The 20,756-nt window shown below is 42.2% G+C and carries 13 protein-coding genes; 6 read left to right on the top strand and 7 right to left on the bottom strand.

All coding sequences use genetic code 11. From position 1 onward, the window contains the following. The first annotated feature begins 267 nt into the window (after positions 1-267). Positions 268-1,017: an oligogalacturonate-specific porin KdgM family protein gene (locus tag AB4583_RS15885; RefSeq protein WP_017069963.1), complete on the top strand. Its 750-nt coding sequence runs from the start codon at positions 268-270 to the stop codon at positions 1,015-1,017. 134 nt (positions 1,018-1,151) lie between these two features. On the opposite strand, the gene AB4583_RS15880 is transcribed toward AB4583_RS15885, so the two are convergent. From AB4583_RS15880 to AB4583_RS15870, 3 genes are all read right to left on the bottom strand, one after another. Further along, positions 1,152-1,895: a 3'-5' exonuclease gene (locus AB4583_RS15880; RefSeq protein WP_372051278.1), complete on the bottom strand. Its 744-nt coding sequence runs from the start codon at positions 1,893-1,895 to the stop codon at positions 1,152-1,154. Further along, a complete protein-coding gene (locus AB4583_RS15875; RefSeq protein ID WP_050621193.1) occupies positions 1,895-3,757 on the bottom strand; it encodes a DUF294 nucleotidyltransferase-like domain-containing protein in 1,863 nt (620 codons plus the stop codon). The genes AB4583_RS15880 and AB4583_RS15875 overlap by 1 nt, the downstream gene beginning before the upstream one ends. A gap of 283 nt (positions 3,758-4,040) precedes the next feature. Further along, on the bottom strand, positions 4,041-4,760 hold the full coding sequence (locus AB4583_RS15870) for a FadR/GntR family transcriptional regulator (protein ID WP_017072471.1): 720 nt from the start codon (positions 4,758-4,760) through the stop codon (positions 4,041-4,043). Positions 4,761-5,102: 342 nt separating this feature from the next. Between AB4583_RS15870 and AB4583_RS15865 the strand changes: the two genes are divergently transcribed. From AB4583_RS15865 to AB4583_RS15855, 3 genes are all read left to right on the top strand, one after another. Beyond that, a complete protein-coding gene (locus AB4583_RS15865) occupies positions 5,103-5,879 on the top strand; it encodes an SDR family NAD(P)-dependent oxidoreductase (RefSeq protein WP_372118233.1) in 777 nt (258 codons plus the stop codon). A 174-nt stretch (positions 5,880-6,053) separates the two neighbouring features. Then, entirely contained in the window at positions 6,054-6,776 is a 723-nt protein-coding gene (locus AB4583_RS15860) for a FadR/GntR family transcriptional regulator (protein ID WP_017063624.1), read from the top strand. A gap of 148 nt (positions 6,777-6,924) precedes the next feature. After that, positions 6,925-8,292: an MATE family efflux transporter gene (locus tag AB4583_RS15855; RefSeq protein ID WP_372118230.1), complete on the top strand. Its 1,368-nt coding sequence runs from the start codon at positions 6,925-6,927 to the stop codon at positions 8,290-8,292. 258 nt (positions 8,293-8,550) lie between these two features. Here the strand turns inward: AB4583_RS15855 and AB4583_RS15850 are convergent, their stop codons facing one another. Continuing rightward, the gene (locus tag AB4583_RS15850; RefSeq protein WP_017069957.1) at positions 8,551-9,588 is read right to left on the bottom strand and encodes a polysaccharide lyase family 7 protein; all 1,038 of its coding nucleotides are present in this window, start codon (positions 9,586-9,588) and stop codon (positions 8,551-8,553) included. A 538-nt stretch (positions 9,589-10,126) separates the two neighbouring features. On the opposite strand from AB4583_RS15850, the gene AB4583_RS15845 reads away from it, so the two are divergent. Continuing rightward, positions 10,127-10,987, top strand: a complete 861-nt coding sequence (locus AB4583_RS15845; RefSeq protein WP_017069956.1) for an oligogalacturonate-specific porin KdgM family protein — start codon at positions 10,127-10,129, stop codon at positions 10,985-10,987. 190 nt (positions 10,988-11,177) lie between these two features. Next, positions 11,178-13,016, top strand: a complete 1,839-nt coding sequence (locus AB4583_RS15840; RefSeq protein ID WP_372118227.1) for a hypothetical protein — start codon at positions 11,178-11,180, stop codon at positions 13,014-13,016. A 933-nt stretch (positions 13,017-13,949) separates the two neighbouring features. On the opposite strand, the gene AB4583_RS15835 is transcribed toward AB4583_RS15840, so the two are convergent. From AB4583_RS15835 to AB4583_RS15825, 3 genes are all read right to left on the bottom strand, one after another. Then, positions 13,950-15,518 carry a polysaccharide lyase family 7 protein gene (locus tag AB4583_RS15835; protein WP_017069952.1) on the bottom strand — a complete coding sequence of 523 codons (1,569 nt, stop codon included), beginning with the start codon at positions 15,516-15,518 and terminating at the stop codon, positions 13,950-13,952. 426 nt (positions 15,519-15,944) lie between these two features. After that, a complete protein-coding gene (locus tag AB4583_RS15830; protein ID WP_372051281.1) occupies positions 15,945-17,687 on the bottom strand; it encodes a polysaccharide lyase family 7 protein in 1,743 nt (580 codons plus the stop codon). Positions 17,688-17,924: 237 nt separating this feature from the next. Continuing rightward, positions 17,925-19,796: a methyl-accepting chemotaxis protein gene (locus AB4583_RS15825; protein WP_102428434.1), complete on the bottom strand. Its 1,872-nt coding sequence runs from the start codon at positions 19,794-19,796 to the stop codon at positions 17,925-17,927. Positions 19,797-20,756 lie beyond the last annotated feature (960 nt).

Genomic DNA, 20,756 nt, shown 5'->3' with positions numbered 1-20,756 from the left:
GCCAAACAAATCACTAAAAAACATCAACTTAACGAAACAACTCGATTTTGTAACCCTTTGTAAATAGTGGTTTTGTCCTAACAACACGATCAAGTTCACAGATCATCACGCCTCGGATCGCTACTATATTTGTATTATTTAAATGCAAAATAAATTTGAAATAACCAAGAAATAATTTCAAAAACAAAATGCATTTAAGACAAGAACTACTCTATTTGGCTTGTAATTATGGCCAATACTCAACCATATAAATATGGAATTAATACCATGAATAAAACTAAAATCGTGATTGCTGTGGCATCTGTACTCGCTGCTGGCTCTGTATCTGCTGCGTCTTTCGATATGAGACACGAATACAAGAGTCATACAGATCAACACGCTACTCGTGTAAAACTTGGCGATAGCATTGGCAACTTCCTTGTAGATATCGAAGCGAAATTCAAGGGAGAAGACGGTAAATTCATGGAAGATTTGAAGAACAATGGTTGGGAGCTTGGTCTAAACTACCGTCATGTACTAAACGATAACTGGACAATGACTTACGGTATGCCAATTGAAGCTCGTGAATCTGGCGTTACATACAAGCCTCAAGTTCGTGCAACATACAAAGTGGATAGCGTTGATGGCCTAAGCCTAAGTGCTCGTTACCGTTACGATATGAGACAGAACACTAGCAGCTCAGAGTATCAATTCGATGACAATGGTGATGTTATTGTTGATAGTGACGGTGTTCCAATCACGGTTGATAAAAACGTTTCTAATCAACGTCGTCACCGTCTAACGGCAAACGTTAACTACTCAATGGAAAACTGGCGCTTTGGTCTAGAAGGTAACTACTACAAAGCGGATGGCTATGACATCTACGACAACGACGATACCAACTACGAGTTGAACGCAAGCATTCGCCATATTATGGGTCAATGGGCACCATATGTAGAGTTTGGTGATGTGAGCACTTCATCAACTAAAGCGACTCGTGAACTGCGTAGCCGTGTTGGTCTAACTTACAGCTTCTAATCGATAGCTACATGAATAATCTAAGATAATTACTGTCCTAATTTTCTAAGACCTAAACAAAAGCCAGCTTAATCGCTGGCTTTTTTTCCTTTAAAATCAGTAAAATAAGAGCCGCGCACTTGCAGCTCTTTTTCCTAGTGACTAATCCGATAGAGAAAGGCAACGGTCACATTATCGTTAGGCACAACTCGCTTCTGCTGAGCCAAAAACAATTCCGCTGTCGAAACGGCATCGGCTAATGCATTGTGGCTGTTGTACTCAGGAAGCCCGTACCTTTCGCGAGTCCCTGCCAAGGTTAAATCGACTTCTTCATGATTGCTGATCGCTTTCTCCATGCTTTTCTCAATACACAAGGTATCAAGCCAAAGCAGAGGAATCGCTCTTAAACCGTAGCAGCGAAGAAGGTATTGGCTAATGAACTTCTCTTCGACCACACAAGCGTGTGCGACAATGATCTTGCCTTTTGCTGCTTCGAAAAACGTCAGCATCGCATCATGAATAGAGGCGCCCTCTTCTAACATTTGCGGCGTAATATGGTTGATAACAGCGGTTTCAGCGTTGATCTGCGAATCGTTATTCAGATAAATATGCTTGGCTGACGCTAAATCGATTCTCCCTTTAACCACATCGACCCACCCCATAGATAAGATAAGGTCTTGCTCGCTGTCTAAGCCCGTGGTTTCGAGATCTAAAATGATGTATTCGCTGTCTTTGGCCAAGTCCGTCATTTCAGGACAAGGCTGCTCTACGAGATCATGTAACGCCTCTGGCAACTTAACCGTTCCCAAATATTGCTTACGTTTACGTTTAATTCGCTCAAGCGGGTGAAAATAGTTTAGCATTCGTTTTAAACATTTATTAGTTGAACATAGCTTCATTAACGTGCTCCGAAACGAATTTTCGCCGCTTCTTGAAGGTCAGCAATGATCCTAAAGGCATCTTTCAAGTGTTTACGCTCAAAGCTACCAAAGCTATCTGGGTTGATGTTGTTGTCAGGCACATCCCCGTTCTTCAGCGCTTCAAGTTGATGGCCAAAACGGAAAGAGAGAATGAACTGGTAAGCACCCAGAATGTTCTTGAATGCATCGTCGCTCAGCATGCCTTTTTCATTGGCAGCAGCGAAACGTTCGTCAGTCGCCGACAAATCGCACTCCACAGCAAGGCCATAAATACGCGCTAAGTCGATAATCAAGTTGATCGCGTACTTCTTCACGTTCAACGTTTTCTTATTCTCACCTGACTTCTCTAGCACTAAGCTATTGAAGATGCCAAGTGGCGGGTTGGTATTGACCGCGTCTTTCACTAGCGTGCTTAAAAACTCACGGTTACCGCGAATATTGCTATGCAGCTCATCGCGCAGAATACCTTCGAACTCACTGTTGCCGTAGATAGTACGAATTTCTAGGAACACACTGATATTAAGCAAGCGTTCGTACTCTGGGTTAGCCACCCACTTCTTGTAGTAGTGCTTCCATACACTGAGTGGCTGACACCATTTTGGCGTCGCAGCCATGAATTTACCTGGACATAATGGGTAGTGACAGCTTGCTAAGCCGTTGGTCACCATCATCGCTAAGTGTTTGAAGTAAATACGGTCACTGTCGGTTGCATCGTCAGCAAGAACAATCGCGCTGTCTTGGTCCGACAACATGTGCACTTCATTACGTGCGTGCGATCCGGCTACGATCCAAGAGAAATCACACGGTGGTGGGCCTAACTTATCAATCGCTATTTGAATCAATCGACGGGTGTAGGCGTCCATAATCATGGTCATTACCTTGCCGACGGTTTCAGGCGCCACTTTACCTTCCACCAGCGCTTCAAAAATAGCTTGTCGCTCTGAGGTGAACGAAGACATGGTTTTCACGCTGCCCGCGTATTTGATTTTCTCGATCAAGAATATCGCTTGAACACGGTGGTTTTGAACCAAATGAGACGTAGTAAGAAGACCAACGACCTTATTCTCTTTCACAACGGGCAAGTTACGGATATTAAATTGCATCATGATAGAGGCCGCATGCAGCACCAGATCATCCGGTTTTACAGTAAGTGGAGAGTGCGTCATTACCTCTGAGATCAGGCTATCAGTACTCACGCCGTGGGCAATCACTCGCTTAGTCATATCTCGGTCGGTGATCAGACCAACAATGGTTTCACCTTCATAGATCACGGCACATGGTGAGCGTTGATGAAGCATTTCAACCGCAACCGACTGGATGGTTTGCTCAGACTTAACAATCGCCACCTGCCCGCTTGCCACTTCTTCGACTTTACGAATGAATAGGCCTTTCTCTTTATTTGACCAAACCACATCCAGTGCCGACTTCAAGCGAACCTGCGCCTGTGAAGCAAAGTGTTCTGCGCAACTTGGAAAGGCTTTGAAAAGCGTTTGAAGTGCCGAGTGTGGAATCACATAAAGCAAAGTGTTCTCGATTGCGACAGCTCTATAGCCTTTTTCGTCGTTGACTTCAGAATCTAAGAACGTAAAGCCGAACAAATCTTCGCTGCCTAGACGGGCACGAAGCACACCATCCGATTTTCGTTGCTCCATAGAGCCCGTTCGAATGATATAGAGTGATTTTTCCTTCCCCGACTCACACAAATCAACCACATCTCCCTTACCGAGATAAGTAATTTGCACGTTAGAGGCAAGTTCGCGAAGTGCTTCTTTAGGGATCTTATCGAATGGGTCGATTTGACCTATGAATTGAAGAATATTTGGCAGTAGAGACTGGGGCATAATCACACTCACAATAATTTAATTAGTATTATTATATAACTTAAAATACTGGTTACTAGTGCTTTTAACGAAACAGCAAATAATAGATTAAATATTGGACACCAGTCAGGTTTTCATCAAATTTGGATGCAAAAAAAGCACGTATGAAACGTGCTTTTTAGAGGTCACTACTGAAGTTAGCTTTTGTACGACCGTAATTTTAACTTTGACTACCCTAGTTTTACGAGAATGACCTCTCGTCGATAATGCAAAACGATCAAAGCTAAAATAACAGTGAAAACAATTAACTAGCGGCTGGTAATCTGTGGTTTGTTTCTAACAGGTGACTTGCTGACGCGTGGCGTGCTTTGTCACTATTACCTGCCATGATTGCTTCATAAATCTGGCGGTGTTCGTTAATACAAGTACTTCCCTCTTCAGAAGAGTGAGAAATAAAGTTAACAAACATGGTCGTTAAGATGTTACCAAATGGAAGATAGAAGTCGTTACCTGTTGCATTGAAGATCAGGCTATGGAACTTCATATCGATATCTAGCCAACGCTCTTGATCAAGCGTTTCTTCGCTAGAGATTTCTACCATTTGTTGGAAAATACCAGACAGCTCAATGCGTTGTTCTGCACTCGCGAACTGAGCAGCTAAAGCACACGCTTCTGGTTCAATCGCGCGGCGTAAACCCAAAAACTGATGACAGAATTGGTCTGTATCGGCCAAACCGTCCATCCATTCGATCAATTGTGGATCTAAGAAGTTCCAGAATGCACGGTCAACAACGCGAGTACCGATCTTAGGACGAGATTCTAATAGGCCTTTTGAAGTCAGAAGCTTAACCGCTTCTCTTAATGCTGTTCTACTGATACCAAATTGCTCACACAGAGCCATCTCACCAGGGATAATAGAACCTTGAGGCAAATTGCCCGACAAAATACCACGGGCGATTTCACGTGCAACTTGCACATGAAGGCTTCGCTTAGAGCCTGAAATAGAATTGAAAGAGCCAGCCATGTGTCTACTTACCGATTAGATATGTATTATTTAACTCGGACTATAGCACTGATTTATATCTTCACCAACACAGCATCAGAATAACGTGAGGTCACTACCAGTAAAGGTTGGAGCAATATTTCACAAACCTGCTCATCTTTAGGTTTATAAAACCAATTCAACCTATTAATTCATACAAATAGTTCTCATTTACTATTTCAATGTATGCGTGAACTCACAAAACCACCCTTACTCTCACTATTTATGTCGGTAATAACCCGTTTTTAGATAAACACCCTTGAATATAGCAAGTGTTATTGTATGATTTATTGACGTAAATAATCTACAATATAGGCGGCTCTGATGTTTAACGATTTAAAAGGCAAACGCATTCTAATTACTGGCTCTACTGCTGGTATGGGTTTAGCTACCGCACGTGTCTTTGCAAAATACGGCGCAAAAATCGGCATCAATAGTCGTGCTTTCAGCTCAAAAGTCGATGACGTTCTATCTGAACTTACCGCACTGGGTGGCGATGTTGCCTTTTTTCCTGCAAACCTAATGGACACATTAGAGTGCGAAAGGTTAGTCAAAGAGTTCACTGATCATTTTGGTGGCATGGACGTGTTGATTAACAACGCCGGTGGCCTTGGTGGTCGCGCCAATCTAGAAAATATCGATGATGAGTTTTATGAGCGCGTAATGAACCTTAATGTTCGCTCTGCGCTGATGACAACCAAGTTCTCTATCCCGCACTTACGCGCCTCTGCTGCTGAGTCCGGGCAAACATCTTGTGTGATTAGCACAGGATCTATCGCCGCTCGCGAAGGCGGTGGTGTTGGTGCAGGCATCTATGCCGCGTCTAAGGCTTGGTTACACGACATTCACCGCAATTGGGTGAAAGAGTTCGCGCAAGACAATATCCGTTTCAACATTGTTTCACCGGGCACTATCGACACCGCATTTCACGATGGCAAGAGCGACGATTTGAAAGCGACCATTGCTAACAACATTCCAATGGGACGCTTTGGCCATATTGATGAAGTTGCCCCTTCATTCGCTTTCTTTGCATCGCACGCTTGCAGCGGTTACATCACAGGTCAAATCCTAGATGTTAACGGCGGACAAATAACGCCCTAGTTAGCTGGTTTATATAAGCTCACTCAGCGATTTAAGTTCGCCACACTATATAAGGTTAACAGACCCGAGTAGATGAGGGAAAACCTCACACTAAATTCGACGTATACACTGACACTAAACACCAGATTCGTCTGGCTTTTAGTGTTTTCAAAGTTTCAATTTCAGGTGGTTTAAATGTCAATATTTACATTGGTGGAAGATTCAAGCCGCCGAATTCATGTTCAAGTGGCGAGACAAATTGCTCGCAAGATCTTGTCAGGCGAGTTAGAAGAAAATCAAAAGTTACCCAGCGAAATGGAGCTGTGCGAAATCTTTGGAGTGAGCAGAACTGCCCTTCGAGAATCAACTAAGCTACTTTCGGCAAAAGGTTTAATCGAGTCGAAGCCAAAAGTGGGCACTCGTATCAAACCGAGAACACAGTGGCACTTCTTGGACCCGCAATTGCTGTACTGGATCCAAGATTTAGAAGATACTAAACCCTTCTTGTCTCAATTTTTAGGCTTAAGAAAAGCGATTGACCCGGAAGCGTGTGCGCTCGCTGCAACCAATGCAACTGTAGAGCAACGCAAAGAGCTTTCGATTCTTTTCCAGAAAATGACCATCGCAGCAAATAGCTTCGATTATGAAGAGTGGACGACCAACGATCACCTGTTTCACCAAACGATTTTCTTATCGACAGGTAATCAATTTTACATTCCATTCGCGAACATTCTGTCGACTATCTTCAAGCAGTTTATCGACCACTCCGCTGAAGGCGGTCGCTTCTGTTTAGAAGAACACAAAGCGATTTACGACGCAATAATGTCTGGCGATGCCAAGCAAGCTCGAATTGCTTCTCAAGTCCTGCTAGACGATGAGAACCAAAAGCTCTCTAGGGTTGAATTAGCCATCGCATAACCGAGATTAACCAAACTGACTTGTTTTTCAAAGACACAAGTCAGTCTTGTTTTAGCACCCATTTTTTAACCATCAACTACCGTAGTGTTTTCTTCTTTAAACGCTCTACTCCGCCACCTCAGAGAAAGCTTACGGTTATACACATAAGGTGTTGTTTGTGTCTTCACAATCGTACGTAAGGAAAAATTTCTCTCTCGCCTGGCCCCTCGCCTTAAACGGTATCTTGATGCAGTCGATGTTGATGATCGACACACTGCTTGTCTCTCCTCTTGGTGAAATCCCTTTAGCTGCAATGGGGATTGCGACGACTATCGTTGCCTTTGTACTGGGAATTCAAATGGCGCTGGCAAACGGTACTCAGTTAGTATTAAGCCGCGCAGTGGGCTCTGGCATCGCCGCATCATTATCTAAAGCATTTTGGGCAGGGTTATTTATCAACCTTGGCGTAGCAACACTATTTTGGCTTCTACTTACTTTTTTCGAACACCCCTTGATTCAAGCTTTAACAGATGACGCTTCCCTTCACTTAGAAATCAGCCGCTATCTAGACATCTCGAAATACATCGTTATTTTTACCGCGTTAACGCAGGTGATCATTGCTTTATTTAATGCGCTAGGCAGAACTAAAGTCCCATTCAAAGGTTACTTAATTGAACTGCCTATCAATGCTGTACTCTCATATGTGCTGATTCATGGTTTTTCTAATTTTGAAGGGATTGGAGTACAAGGCGCTGCATTAGGCAGCATTATTGCAATAACGATCCGCTTGCTGTATTTGGTTTTGTGCGTGCATTTAAGCTCAGCGATTTCACTCAAATTAGACGCTCAGCGCTCTGAATTCTTTACCAACGTTCGCCGTCACTTTATCGAAATATTCCCTGTAGCAGCGAACGTGACCATGCTTTTGATTGGCGCAACGATATATCAATTGTTGTATTCGCAACTTAACATCAACGCTTACGTAGCGATTACTTTGGTGATGCCTTGGATCAGGGCTGTCTCTCAATTTATTACCGCTTGGGCTCACTCTTCCGCGATTACTATCAGCCAAGCGATTGGCTCCAAAAAGATGGATGACCTAGTCAAAAACGTCGATACCAGTATCGATATTGCAGTCGTCATTTCTTTCGTTTGTGCACTCTTATTCGCAGGATTAAGTCTGGTCATTGGTGACATTTACCCGAACTTGGATGAATCTACCTATCAAGCATTGGCCGTTATCGCCCCACTCTACATATTCTTGCCAATTGTTCGTGGCTACAACACGGTTCATGGGAATGTACTAAGAGCACTAGGAAAAACGACCGCAGTCTTCAAAATCAACTTTACTGGTCAATGGGTAATTTCAATTCCATTGTGTGCATTGATCATCTTTGGTTTAGATGGCTCTATCTTTTGGGCCTTTGCTATCCAACCATTCGAAGAAGTCGTTAAAGCTTTCCCATTCCGTCATTTGGCTCGAAAGTCTCTTAAAGAGTTTGATGCCGACAAAGCTAAAGAGTTGATGTATGACTAAACTCCGTATCGAGTCGCCGTCCTAAAATCTTTCTACGCTTTCTGATTACAACCTTGTCTTTTGACAAGGTTGTATTGTTTTAGCTGTACCATTCATTGGTAGGCTTCAGCACACCCTCATTGATACCAAGGTCACATTAATACCAAGGTCATCTTAAAACTCATATAAAACAAAAAGACCACTCAACATTCGGTTAAGTGGTCTTCGAAAATATTCCTTAAGGACTGCGTCTAGCTAGCCTATTGGTTATGCTATGTGCTATTTACCGTTCAACTTAAGCGCTGAGAAAGTCACACTGTTGTAATCGCCATTCTTTTTATCGATAGCGAAATCGCCAGTACCGCCACAACCAGGTCCCCATACAGGGTGAGAATCGCTCACGCTACATTGGCCGTATGCGCCCGCTTTGTAATAGAAATCATCTTCAGCATAACCCGTTGGTGAATCAAGCTCATCAATACCCTTGCTCAGATCGATTTCATACTTAACCGTATCGTGACGTTCTGTTTCAAACGTTAGGTACATCATGGTGCCTTTCACTTCCACTTTGTAGCTAAACTCTTCACCAAGAGCAATGCCTGCTTCACCCGGTTCCGCTGGGTTTTCCCAAGTGTTACCCCAAACAGGGTAAGCTATATCGGCACGGTTAGGATCTTTTTTCTCTAGGTTACGCTCATAGTTCCAAAATACTGAACCCATTTCTTGGCCAGGAAACTTCTTATAGAAGATCTTTAGTGGTTCATTACCATGCCCGTAACCAGTTCCAGCTTTGATTAACTCATTATGTTTTTTAGCGTGAATCTGACCAACAACCACCGAGTGAGCTGGGTACTTTTCTGGGAACTTAGCGTTAACTGAGACGTGATTAACTTTTAATGTCGCTTCTAATGTTCCGCCAACAGCACTGTATTCACTAGCCGCTGGGTGACTCGACAGTGCCCACTGGTTTCCTTTATCAGCCGTATCGATAGAGAAATCTGCGCCTCTTGGCATTTGTCGTAATTCAGAACGCGCATTCTTCGAGTTTTTCGTCGTAATCGCTTGGTTCTGCACTTCAAATACAAGGTTGCCGTCTTTATCAAGATGGAAGAAATCACTATGTGAGTAGCTCATCATGGCTACCCCTTCTATTTCATCAACACGACCATCTTCATTAATATCTGAAGGTATGGTTATTTTCCAATTATGCATATCGAATTTATCGGCAGGTACGGGGTAAGAAACACCGTTATTTGCGAAAGTAACCATTGGTACAGTCGCTAATAGCGCCACTGCTAATATGTTTTTCTTAAACATGACTCATCCTTTATTGTTAACAGATACCGAGTACACACTCAGTACAGAAACCACTTTTGAACACGAATTAGTACTAAATATTTTCTCTTCGACTTAAATAAGCCAACCGATAAATAGAATTTACATTTAGCCATTTTGTAACTTTTATTAAACATCTGGCTATGGTTTATATTTATGCCTCTCAACATGCTCCCTATGTTTAAGCCACGATGGTTAAAATCATCATTATTAACATATAGAAACACTTAATATTTGTATTATTTTAACACATGCAAAAAAGTGATTTTCTAAGGTTTGTGAATATGAGAAGTACGTCATGATTGATTTAATACACAAGCCATAAATTGAGATATTCATAACATTTAGCTATATACTTGGGCCATTAGTCAGAACTTTTTGATAGATCTCACAGAAATCTGACTCAATAATAAATACCATATTTGTCATACATTAATTTAATACCATGTAAGGTATTGGTTTGTGAGCCACGGGTACATTGGATGTATCCAGAATTAAAAAATAATAGTGAGACAAAGGTATGAATTCTGTTACAAAAATTGCTGCAGCTGTTGCATGTACTCTTTTAGCGGGCACAGCTACTGGTGCATCTCTTGATTATCGTTACGAGTATCGTGCTGCGACGGATTATACAAAAACAAATGGCGACACGGCTCACGTAGACGCTCGCCATCAACACCGAGTGAAGCTAGGTGAAAGCTTTAAACTGTCAGATAAGTGGAAACACTCAACGGGCCTTGAAGTTAAATTCCATACTGACGATTCTTACTACGACGCAGATTCTGGCGAAGTTAAATCAGCAAACAGTAGAAGCTTCTATGACGGCAATTGGTACATTTACGGTATGGAAGTAGAAAATACAGCAACTTACAAAGTCGATAACAACTGGTATCTACAAGTTGGTATGCCGATCGCTTGGGACTGGGATGAGCCGAACTACAACGGCGGTGACTGGAAGATGAAAAAAGTCACTTACAAACCTCAATTCCGTGTTGGTTATAATGCGGATATGGGATTAACGACTGCCATTCGTTACCGTCACGAGTATGCTGATTTCCGCAACCATACACAGTTTGGTGATACGGATTCAGAAACTGGCGAACGTTTAGAATCAGCTCAAAAATCCAAAATAACGCTAACAGGTGCATATAAAATTGAGTCTCTACCGAAGCTTGGTCTTTCTTACGAAGCAAACTATGTAAAATCTTTGGATAACGTACTTCTTTATAATAGTGATGACTGGGAATGGGATGCTGGCTTAAAAGTAAACTACAAGTTCGGTTCTTGGAAACCTTTTGCTGAGATTTGGTCTTCTGATATCAGCTCATCTTCTAAAGATCGCGAAGCAAAATACCGTGTTGGTGTTGCTTACTCATTCTAATTAGAAATAGTCAATTTATAAAATACCCCTCTCCTCTTGTAAATTTTTGGGGCATATTTTAAGCACTTTATTTAAATAATAGGATGTTCTAATTAACGTTAGTTTCATCCTAATAAATATTTAACGACTATTCATTATCTACTTCTTATGTGATTTACATATGGATTTAATATCATAAAGAGAATATTTTATGCAGATTTCTAAAGTCGCTACAGCTGTCGCTCTTTCGACAGGTTTATTATTCGGTTGTAACAGTGATGGTTTACCTATCCCGACCGATGGTTCTACTGATCCAGGTAACCAACCTTCAGCATTAACTACGGGTTACTGGCAAATCAGTGATGGTAACTCCGCTTCAATATCCGCGTCATCAAATGCAGATCTTCCAAATGTGTATGTTTTCCAAGAAGATGGTAATCATAAATACTATGACGACGATGATGACTTAGGTACTTACACGATTAAAGATGCAAGTGCTTCTACTAATAATTATGATGAAGAAGCCGGTACGGTCTCTTTCACATATTATGAAACAGGCACATCAACGATCGAAATTCTAGATGGTGTTTTTTCTTTCGATGACGCTGGTGCTCTGAATATTTCAGATAACACCACTGGCATAGACTACTCTGGTTCAGACCAAACTGCGACTGACGCCGTACAAGAAGCTATCAGTAAAGCCAATGAAGCAAATGGTATCAATGGCTACGTTCAAATCTTGGACACCAACAATGGTGGTGTAAAGAATGATGTGGGTGAACTACGTTTGAAATTGTCTGACAGCAGCACAGGGGCAACAGTAGACAGTATCGCATCAGGAAAGGTAACCGTTGACTTAATCTACCAAGTAGATGAAGACACCGAGCAAGAAGCGAATGGTTCAGGTAATAACGCTTATATTAGTCTCTACGCTTCTGGTACTTCTAACACTAATTTACACGGCGAAGTTATTTTTAATGCTGGAGAAATTTTCTACCGTTCCACGGTTACCGATAGTAGCGGTAAACCTCAAATTCCTGATGAGCCTGTAGGCACTTACACTTTAGGTGAAGATCTCGCGGTTGAAATCAGTTGGGCGAGCGGTTACTACACATTCAAAGTCAATGACACTGTATACGACAATAGCGGCAACGGTTTTGAGGCTTTCGACAAAGCTGCCGTTACAATCGTGTCATTGAAGCTTGGTGATACTTCCAACACAACACATTACGAATTGAACGCTGATAACTTTAAAGTTTATTCAAATGACACGACTACTGACGAGTTAGTATTTGAAGATAACTTTAATAACTATCCGAATGGGCAACTTTTGTCAGGCAATCCGTATAACAACAATACTGCGGAAGCGACTGTTGTTGTGGATGGCGGTAGTACTGAGCCAGAACCTGAGCCAGAACCTGAACCAGATCCAGATCCAGAGCCCGGCGAAGTAACAGACAACTTCGATTCTTATACTGTAGGTACGCAGATCGATGTGGCTAACCCTGCGTACCAGACAAAAGGTGTTGATGGGGTTTTAAATACAGCAGTGATCAGTAGTGACTTTGCCAAGTCGGGTTCTAACTCTTTACGAATTGAAGATGGTGCGGACTCAACCACTGATAATAACAAAGCTATCGTTGGCCGCGACTTTGCTAATGGCGCAGCAGAAACTGGCTCTGTTTCTACATCTGTATACATCCCTAGCGATGGCTATGTAAAAGCATCATACATTTTCTTAGGTTCTAATAACGATGCATCATCTAGTGGTCGCTTCACTGAAGTTGTATTTACATCTAGTATGATTAAATTCCGCAACGAATCAGGCAGCCAAGTTGACCTTGCTTCATACTCAAAAGACACATGGGTAGATGTGACCATTTCATGGGTAGATACAGACATTACCGTCAATGTTGATGGAACAGACTACACTGGGTTAAAAGCTGAAAGTGCAGGTGGTTCCCCGACCGCTATTGCGCTATACAATGGTGACAATGGTTCAAAAGGGACATACACCTACTTCGACAACCTAGATTCAGACCTATTCTAGTTCTCACTAGAAAGTCTGTTTGACTTGATTGCTAGATAAAACAAATCCCTATCAACGTAATTTGATAGGGATTTTTTATTGTTAGCTCAAGAATAAAAAGCAGACTGGCGATTCAGTTAAGCTCTCTGACTCAGCGGAACTTTGCTTCAGCGTTGAATAAGCACCGATGCTGCTAGTAACGAATGCCCCCTTGCCTCTCTAACTTATTTAACCCTCTCAAAAGCCCTGTATCTATCATAGATAAACAAAACCCCTCAGCTCAGCACTCAACCCACAAATTATTATTCAGCATCACCGTAGCATACAATCAAGGTATTTACGGCCTGCAAGCAACTAACCCTCAAGCGTATCCCCTTGAGCACTAGATGCGTTTGATCATCGACTTGAGCCCGCCTGAGTATTTCATTAAGCATTGGCGCTAATAAAGTGATGGCTAACCGCCCTTCTATTTATGCAAGAGTTAGAGCACGATTTATGGCTGTTGCTAGGAGTCTTGCTAAACAATCCAAAAGTGGAGGTTTCAAAAACAGTACGGGAGTAATCAGCCGAGTTAATGCTTATTAGTAGACCACGCACAACAATACGTTCATGTGTAGACGTCGCATTAGTACATACCTTGAGAACGAAGTCGAAGTTTTCTAGCTCTGGCGATTCCAAAATAATATTGGCATTGTTTAGCTTTGAATGAGAGCCAATATCACCTGTTGTCAGCTGAGATTAATCATGACTGAGGTTAATGGTGATCGGCGATTGGGGAAAGGATAGTGACTGAAACTGATAATGACTACAGTTAATACTGAATGAGCTTAATGATATTGTCTTAAACTATGTGTAACTGATAACTTCAACTTAAACGACAGGCACAAAAAAGCCTCCAAACCCTGAGGCTGGAGGCTATTGCGATAGCTTAATATTAAGTGTTATTCGGTTAGATTACTTTTTGTATTGATCGTGCGATACGTCTAGTTGGTAGAAAGTCGCTTGTGAGTAATCGTCTAGGTCGCCGCTGATGTTTTGGTTGTAAACACCGGCTTTGAAGTACATGTACTTGCCGCCTACGTCGTAGCCGCTGTTGCTCATATCAACCACTTGTACAACGTCGTCTTTGCCTTCACGCATTAACGTTACAGTCATCGTGTTGCCTTTAACGTCAATACGGTAGCTGAACACTTCGCCAAGTGCGATACCATCGTCACCCACTTCAGCCGTCATGTCGCCCACTAGAGGGTAGAAGTCCTCTTTAGTTGCGTCTTGGCTTTCGTGTGCGAAGTAAACCGCACCCGTTGCTTGGTTTGGCAGTTTACGGTAGTACAAACGAATTGGTTCATCGTTTTGATCGTGAATCTGACCAATGATAAAGCGGCCTACTTCGTTCGCATTACCTGTTGTTGTTGCGTGATCGATTTTCAACGTTGCTTCTAAAACGCCATCAATACCAGCAGCAGCTTCTAAGTCAGACTCAGGTGCGCTTGAGAATACCCAGTTGTTCTTGTTAACACCTTTAGTGCTAATAGACTGGTCACCACGGCGCATCATTTCGCGAAGCTCTGTACGCGCATACTTAGTATTTTTAGAGGTACGAACACCTTTCACGTAAGACTTGAAGACTAGACCACCATCGTCAGCTGTGTAGAAGATCTCTGGGTGTTGGTAACCGTTTGCAAGGTTCCACTCAGAAACATCATCAGGCTTACCGTTTTTGTCATGGTCGAATGGTTGAGATAGGTACCAATGCGTCATGTCAAAGTTTTCGCTTGGCGCGTTACCTGCAACTGGTGTCGCTGGCAGGCCTGTCGGAACTGGCAGTGCACTGCGTGTGTCACATTCAACTGAGGTCTCACAAGGGTAAACCGCTGCTACACCAAAGTTACCTGAACGAAGATCTTTGCGCGCATCTTTACGTGCTTTTTCCACTGCTTTCATTTCAGCGATAATAACTGCTTCTGCTGCTACCACGTCTGAAGTGATGATATGGCTAGCAGGACATGCGTTAATGTTACAGTTAACCGCAGCTAACCCTGTCACACTGTTCCAACCATTTTTGGTGTTACCGTGACCAACGTATCTTACGTAGCGCGCTTGCACTGCTGGCTCGAATTGGAAACGCTCTAGGCCGATCGCTTTACCTGAGCTCAGTTGGTTTTCAAGTACGGTTGTCCAGGTTTCACCATCGACACTTACTTGAATATCAAATTTAGACTGGCGCTCGTTACCTTTGCTGAAAGATGCTTGAACCGCATCAAATTCTTGAACTGAACCATAATCTAGCATTGCCCACTCACCGTCACCCGCTGAAGACCAACGTGTAGTTAGGTCTTGGTCAATGAGACGATCAGGTCCGTTACCATCATGGCTACTAGCGGCAACAGCAACTGGCGTCAGAAGCGCTTCACCAGTTTCTTTGTTATTTGGGAAATCAACAGTCGGTGTGCTCGTGCTCGCACAACCAACTGCAAGTAAAATAGAAGAAGCGAGTAAGGTTTTTAGAGTAATTTGTTTCATATCTAATCCATTATTATAATACAAAGACAGCGTTCGTAAGTGAAAGATAAATTGGCAAACACGAGCTATAAGGCGTTTTCTCTCTCAGTATTTGCGATAACACAAAAATATTACGTAATCTTATAATACAAATAAAACACTTCGTTGAATAAATGAGACTGGGAACACTTTTCGCTTTTTCCATACTTTAACTGGATCACACTTCCTATTGATAAAAGACAACATATGAAAATTTAGAATGCGAAATGGGCTATCAAGGGCGAAAAATCCGAGCGGTAATGGTGAGAATGTGCATCACTCGAGCAGAGCATTTATCGTTCAGAACATCTCATTCACCAGTGTCGCAGCAGTTAAAAAAAGACCACATTGTTAGGAATCAATATGGTCTTTAAAGCAGTCATTGTTGTTACTCAAACGTTAGCTAATTCAATAATGTTCAGCTCTAAGAGAGCTAAAGCTCACATCAAACACTTCACCCGCATAGTCGCTATCAGGCTTAAATTGTGGGTAGATGCCCGCTTTGAAATAGAAAGCGATGTCTGTCGATGTCCAATCTGATGTTAACGAAACCGTGTCCCCATCTTTATCTGTGTAATCTTGTCCCCAAGGGATTAAATGAGAAACGGTGTTGGTTCCATCTAAATCATGAGTCGCCAAGTAGATACCGTCTTGATTGGCACGAATCGTATATCGCCACTCTTCACTTGCCGAATAAGTCCCTAACTCGACACTGAACGGGTCACAATGATTACAGTCTTGGTTGTTGCGCTCAAAATCAGAGTTCAGTATCACTCTTACTGGCTTACTCTCGCCTTCCCATAATAGTTTCACCAATGCTTGATTGATCTTCCAACCATGGATTTGTCCAAGTACCACTTTTGGATCTTGATTGTTGATGTTCGGGTAATCTTCAATTCGCAAGCTTGCGGTTAACTCGTGACTGGTAGCGTTCGATCTAGTGTCGTCCAAATACCAACTTGTATCTTCATCGCTGGTGCTACAATCCGGTTGAACACTGCTTTGATACAACTCCCTGAGCTCAGAGCGAATATAGCTAGAGTTTTGGGTAGAGGTGCCGTATCCCATATCCGCTCTAAAGTGCATTCTTCCTTCATCAGTATTGAAGTAAGAAAGATCAATATCACTGTCGTACACATCGCTGTCATTTGAAAGAAGATCTTTACTCGATTCACAACGTTCTGGTTCTAACTCAGCAGCACTGTCACCACCGCTTCCATACCAATCATTCTTACTCGGTGGAATAGTCAGCTTCCAATCATTAATGTCCCAATCGTTTGATCCATCGATTTGAGTCGTGGTGTATCTCAACGCCTGATAGTAAGCAATCGCTTCACCATTCTCAAATTGGTTATAGATACCCGCTTTGAAGTAGCTCAATAAATGCTGCCAGTAAGCGATGTCTTGATTCACTTTTACTTCATCATTCACTTTGAGCGACAGTGTGTTCTCATAAACAGAAAGATCAAATTTGGTAAAACTGTCCAATTCCGCCTCACCTAAATCGTAGCGATTGTATGACGTAGCATAACAATCCGAAGAGTCAGCAGCGCTGCTACAATCAATGGCATTGTTTTTCATGACTGCCCAGTAGTGACCTGTGAGGCCATCTCGTTCTTGCTCCCAAACCACACGCAATAGCGGATGAGGGATATAACCCGTACCACTCTCATCAGTCCCCTTATTGTGTATCTGCAGCAACGTCACTTCATCATGGTCGGCAGGTGAACTCGCCATTGCATGCTCGATATCAGGTAAGCTTATTTCCGCATACAAGCTTCGTCTTACACCCGTTTCATTGATATCGAAGTTTTCTCCCTCACGAACTTCAGAGCGCATCTTGTAGTTCGTCATTTTGAAGATAAGATTTTCCGTCTCTTCGTCAGCATAAAAATAATCACTGACATAACCATCGAAGTTACCATCTTTGACTTCAGAGGTTTTATTGCCCTCCTCTCCATTAGGATCAGAGACCTGAAGATCTGAGCTGGAAAGGATGTTTTGATACTTGGTAATATCATAAGGCGCAACAACACCAGCGGGCATTCCTGGGTTATTGGTATCGGAAGGATCACTGCTGTCACTGGAGCTGCTTCCACCGCAGCCATACGTAAGCGAAGCGAGTACTACGACGAAGATTGGCTTATTCACATTTATCTCACTTATCCATAAGAATAGAGTGACAATGTATATTTGTACTATTTTATGTCAATTATATATTTATCAGAATGTGAGATGCGGCAAATGAAGTGGGATGAATGAGTATTGCGTAGAGTTAGACTCAAGAAAAACGCAGAAAGGCCACTCTAAACTCGCAAGCTATTGAGTGGCTCTCAGATCAACAACTAAACTTAGTATTTTGATTTTTAAATATAAATATTAGAAAAGTTAAACCTTAAAGCTGCTCATCAAGTCACTAACGCTGCCGTTAAGTGTTTTGATTTCTGCTGATTCAATCAACTGATCTTGGCTTAGCTTATTAAGCTCCTCAACAAAGCTTTCAATCTTATGCATGTTCTTAGCAATGCTCTGAATAAGGGCGTTCTGCTCAACAGACGAACCCGAAATATCGTTATTAAAACGACTTACCGTTTCCATCTGTTCCGTTAGCTTGGCCAACATATTTACCGCTTGAACCACTTGGGCACGCGTCATTTCACAGTTACTTTTGGTCAACTCAATCGATTTAACCAAACCATCTGATTTAGACTGCAAGCCAGACAGCGCTTCATCAATTTCAGAAGTACTGATTTGAGTTCGGTTGGCTAACGCACGGACTTCATCAGCAACCACCGCGAAACCTCGGCCATGCTCACCCGCTCTCGCCGCTTCAATTGACGCATTCAATGCCAGCAAATTAGTTTGTTCTGCAATTCCTCCAATCACAGACACGATAGACTGGATACTCTGCGTTTCATTCGCCATTGAGCGAATATCATCAGAGGTGGTGCAGACTTGCTTCTCAAGATCACTGATATAGGTTTCCGTCACGGTGTTAATTTGTTTCGTCTCATCACTGAACACAGCGGCCTCTCTTGCTGCTTCTGCCGCCGACTGAGAACTCTTCTCGACTTCGTTTGATGCTTCAGATAAGCCGTTAATTGCAGAGACCACTTGAACCGTTTCATCAGTGTGAACTTTCAGTACATCGCTGGTTTCTTTACAACCTTCACGAATACTCAGTACCTTAGTATCGAGATCCGAGTTCTTAAATTTGACGTCCTTAACCATCTCTTGCAGACCAATGATGAACAAGTTGATGTCTTTGGCGATATGCCCTAAGTCATCATTCCCCTTCTCAACAAGCCTTTGAGTCAGGTCCCCGTTACCTTGAGATAGATCGTGGACGATTTTTCTCAGTGACACGATTGGGCGGTAGAAGCGATTCAGCAGTAAAATCATCAATATCACCGAGCCAAGCACACATGCCACGATAAGGATACGCGCACTCGACATCACGCCATTCAACTGATTGAGCGCGAGTTCAGGATCGATACTAGATATCATGTACCATTCTTTCTGGCTGCCAATATCCACTTTCTTGGCCATCAAAATTCTCTGGTTGCCATCAATCACACCCTCAATGAATTGGTCAGGCTGTTCAATGGCACTATTGAGTCTCATCTGAGTATCTGCAGAAGATATATTGCTTTGCGGAAGTACGTTTTCGACTGTTGAAGCGACCACCATCCCTTTCTCGTCGATAATAATGCCTTTGGCTTCGTAGATACTGTCCAGCTGTTTAAGCTGAGTTTCCAAATCGTCAAAACGTATGTCGGCCATGATGACACGATCTTGGTATGAGTAGGTCACACCGATCATAGGCACTTGAGTACTCTTAGTGAAAAACAGATCACTAAAAGATAAGCCTGATTTCAATTTGGCTTGTTGATACCAAGGTCGAACGGTTGGATTGTATTTTTCTTTTATCCCTACACCGTTAGGAAAAGACTCTGAAGGGCGAGAGGTATAAGAACGGCCGTCGTCAAAACCCACCACAATCTTGTCAATGCCACCCAGCTTTGCAGCATAATGCATGAGTGCTTCATTCGGCACTTGGTATGGGGATTTCATGAACTCTTGTGCAACAGAGTTAACGGTATCGATGGTGCGCTGAACGGTATTTTCTATTTGATTAATTTCTATCGTTAACGAGTGATCAATCTCGTTATAAATCGTTTGGTTTACTTGATCAGTCGCCAAGTTAAGCGTGAACCAGTTCGTAAATGCCAAGGCACTGGAACTGACGATCGCCACCATTAAAATCAATTTTCCTTTAAACCCTAGAGACAATTTTGAATTCATAAAACTCATAATCCATATCAACCTATGTCTATTATTTTTATCCGAATGAAATGGTCATTTTTTAGATATTCGAAGATACGGGAAGCAAAACTTGTTCATGCCGTTCCATCGTCACAACCATCAATTTAATTAATATTGTATGTTTAATTTACTGCACTTTCTGTGAGCAATCTTGACATATCAAAACTGGTTAAAATCACCCTGTGACATAGGTATCATTTATGAGTTTGAACTTTTAACATGATTAGAAAGGAATAATTAACCAATTAAAAATGATCAACTTTCAGATGATTACCTCATAACTTCGCCGATAATGCCTCCACTCAAATTATTCATATCACTTTCGGTCACCTGACTAGGAAAGTGAGCCTTAGGTCACATTTTCACTAACCAACCATTCACTCAAGGCATTCAATCTTAAAATTTATTTGTAATACAATAAGCCTTAAGTTATGATGTATTTGAATCATAACTTAAGTTCTTTCTGGATGCTTTTGTTCAGTTCAAAGTGATAATTGAAGCAGCCGCTTTAAGGTCATTGAACGCGTTTAACGTAGAAACTGTCGGGGGATCTCGTTATTCGTTTTTTCACTTTCTATTGATCATTTGTTTTTCCAGACGGCTCGTCCGAACATGCCCATACAGTCACCAGCTGTGTGGGTTTTTTTTACTTTCTTTTCAGACCCGATATACGAGCGGTGTTAAGCCATCGCCAACAATCAGTTAAGTGCACTGGTTTAAGCTTGCGAGGAAAAGTGAGTGAGTTGGTTCTAGAAGGCTTTGAATTTACAAATAGATATAGATATAGATATAGATATAGATATAGATATAGAAACAAAAATAGGAATTGAGGCAGTAACAAAGTTGAACAGAGTTTTGAGTAGGTGTAGCTGAGGAAGTAGAAGTAGAAGTAGA

Source organism: Vibrio sp. 10N.222.49.C12, assembly GCF_041475025.1.
Lineage (GTDB): Bacteria > Pseudomonadota > Gammaproteobacteria > Enterobacterales > Vibrionaceae > Vibrio > Vibrio crassostreae_C.
The sequence above is the reverse complement of the archived record's forward strand: the minus strand, read 5'-3'. Positions and strand labels throughout refer to the sequence as shown.

Excerpts from the sequence above, each read along its gene's own strand:
- AB4583_RS15870 (WP_017072471.1), bottom strand. The coding sequence starts at position 4,760 with ATGGCTGGCTCTTTCAATTCTATTTCAGGCTCTAAGCGAAGCCTTCAT.
- AB4583_RS15875 (WP_050621193.1), bottom strand. The coding sequence starts at position 3,757 with ATGCCCCAGTCTCTACTGCCAAATATTCTTCAATTCATAGGTCAAATC.
- AB4583_RS15850 (WP_017069957.1), bottom strand. The coding sequence starts at position 9,588 with ATGTTTAAGAAAAACATATTAGCAGTGGCGCTATTAGCGACTGTACCA.
- AB4583_RS15835 (WP_017069952.1), bottom strand. The coding sequence starts at position 15,518 with ATGAAACAAATTACTCTAAAAACCTTACTCGCTTCTTCTATTTTACTT.
- AB4583_RS15880 (WP_372051278.1), bottom strand. The coding sequence starts at position 1,895 with ATGAAGCTATGTTCAACTAATAAATGTTTAAAACGAATGCTAAACTAT.
- AB4583_RS15860 (WP_017063624.1), top strand. The coding sequence starts at position 6,054 with ATGTCAATATTTACATTGGTGGAAGATTCAAGCCGCCGAATTCATGTT.
- AB4583_RS15885 (WP_017069963.1), top strand. The coding sequence starts at position 268 with ATGAATAAAACTAAAATCGTGATTGCTGTGGCATCTGTACTCGCTGCT.
- AB4583_RS15845 (WP_017069956.1), top strand. The coding sequence starts at position 10,127 with ATGAATTCTGTTACAAAAATTGCTGCAGCTGTTGCATGTACTCTTTTA.
- AB4583_RS15840 (WP_372118227.1), top strand. The coding sequence starts at position 11,178 with ATGCAGATTTCTAAAGTCGCTACAGCTGTCGCTCTTTCGACAGGTTTA.
- AB4583_RS15825 (WP_102428434.1), bottom strand. The coding sequence starts at position 19,796 with ATGGTGGCGATCGTCAGTTCCAGTGCCTTGGCATTTACGAACTGGTTC.
- AB4583_RS15865 (WP_372118233.1), top strand. The coding sequence starts at position 5,103 with ATGTTTAACGATTTAAAAGGCAAACGCATTCTAATTACTGGCTCTACT.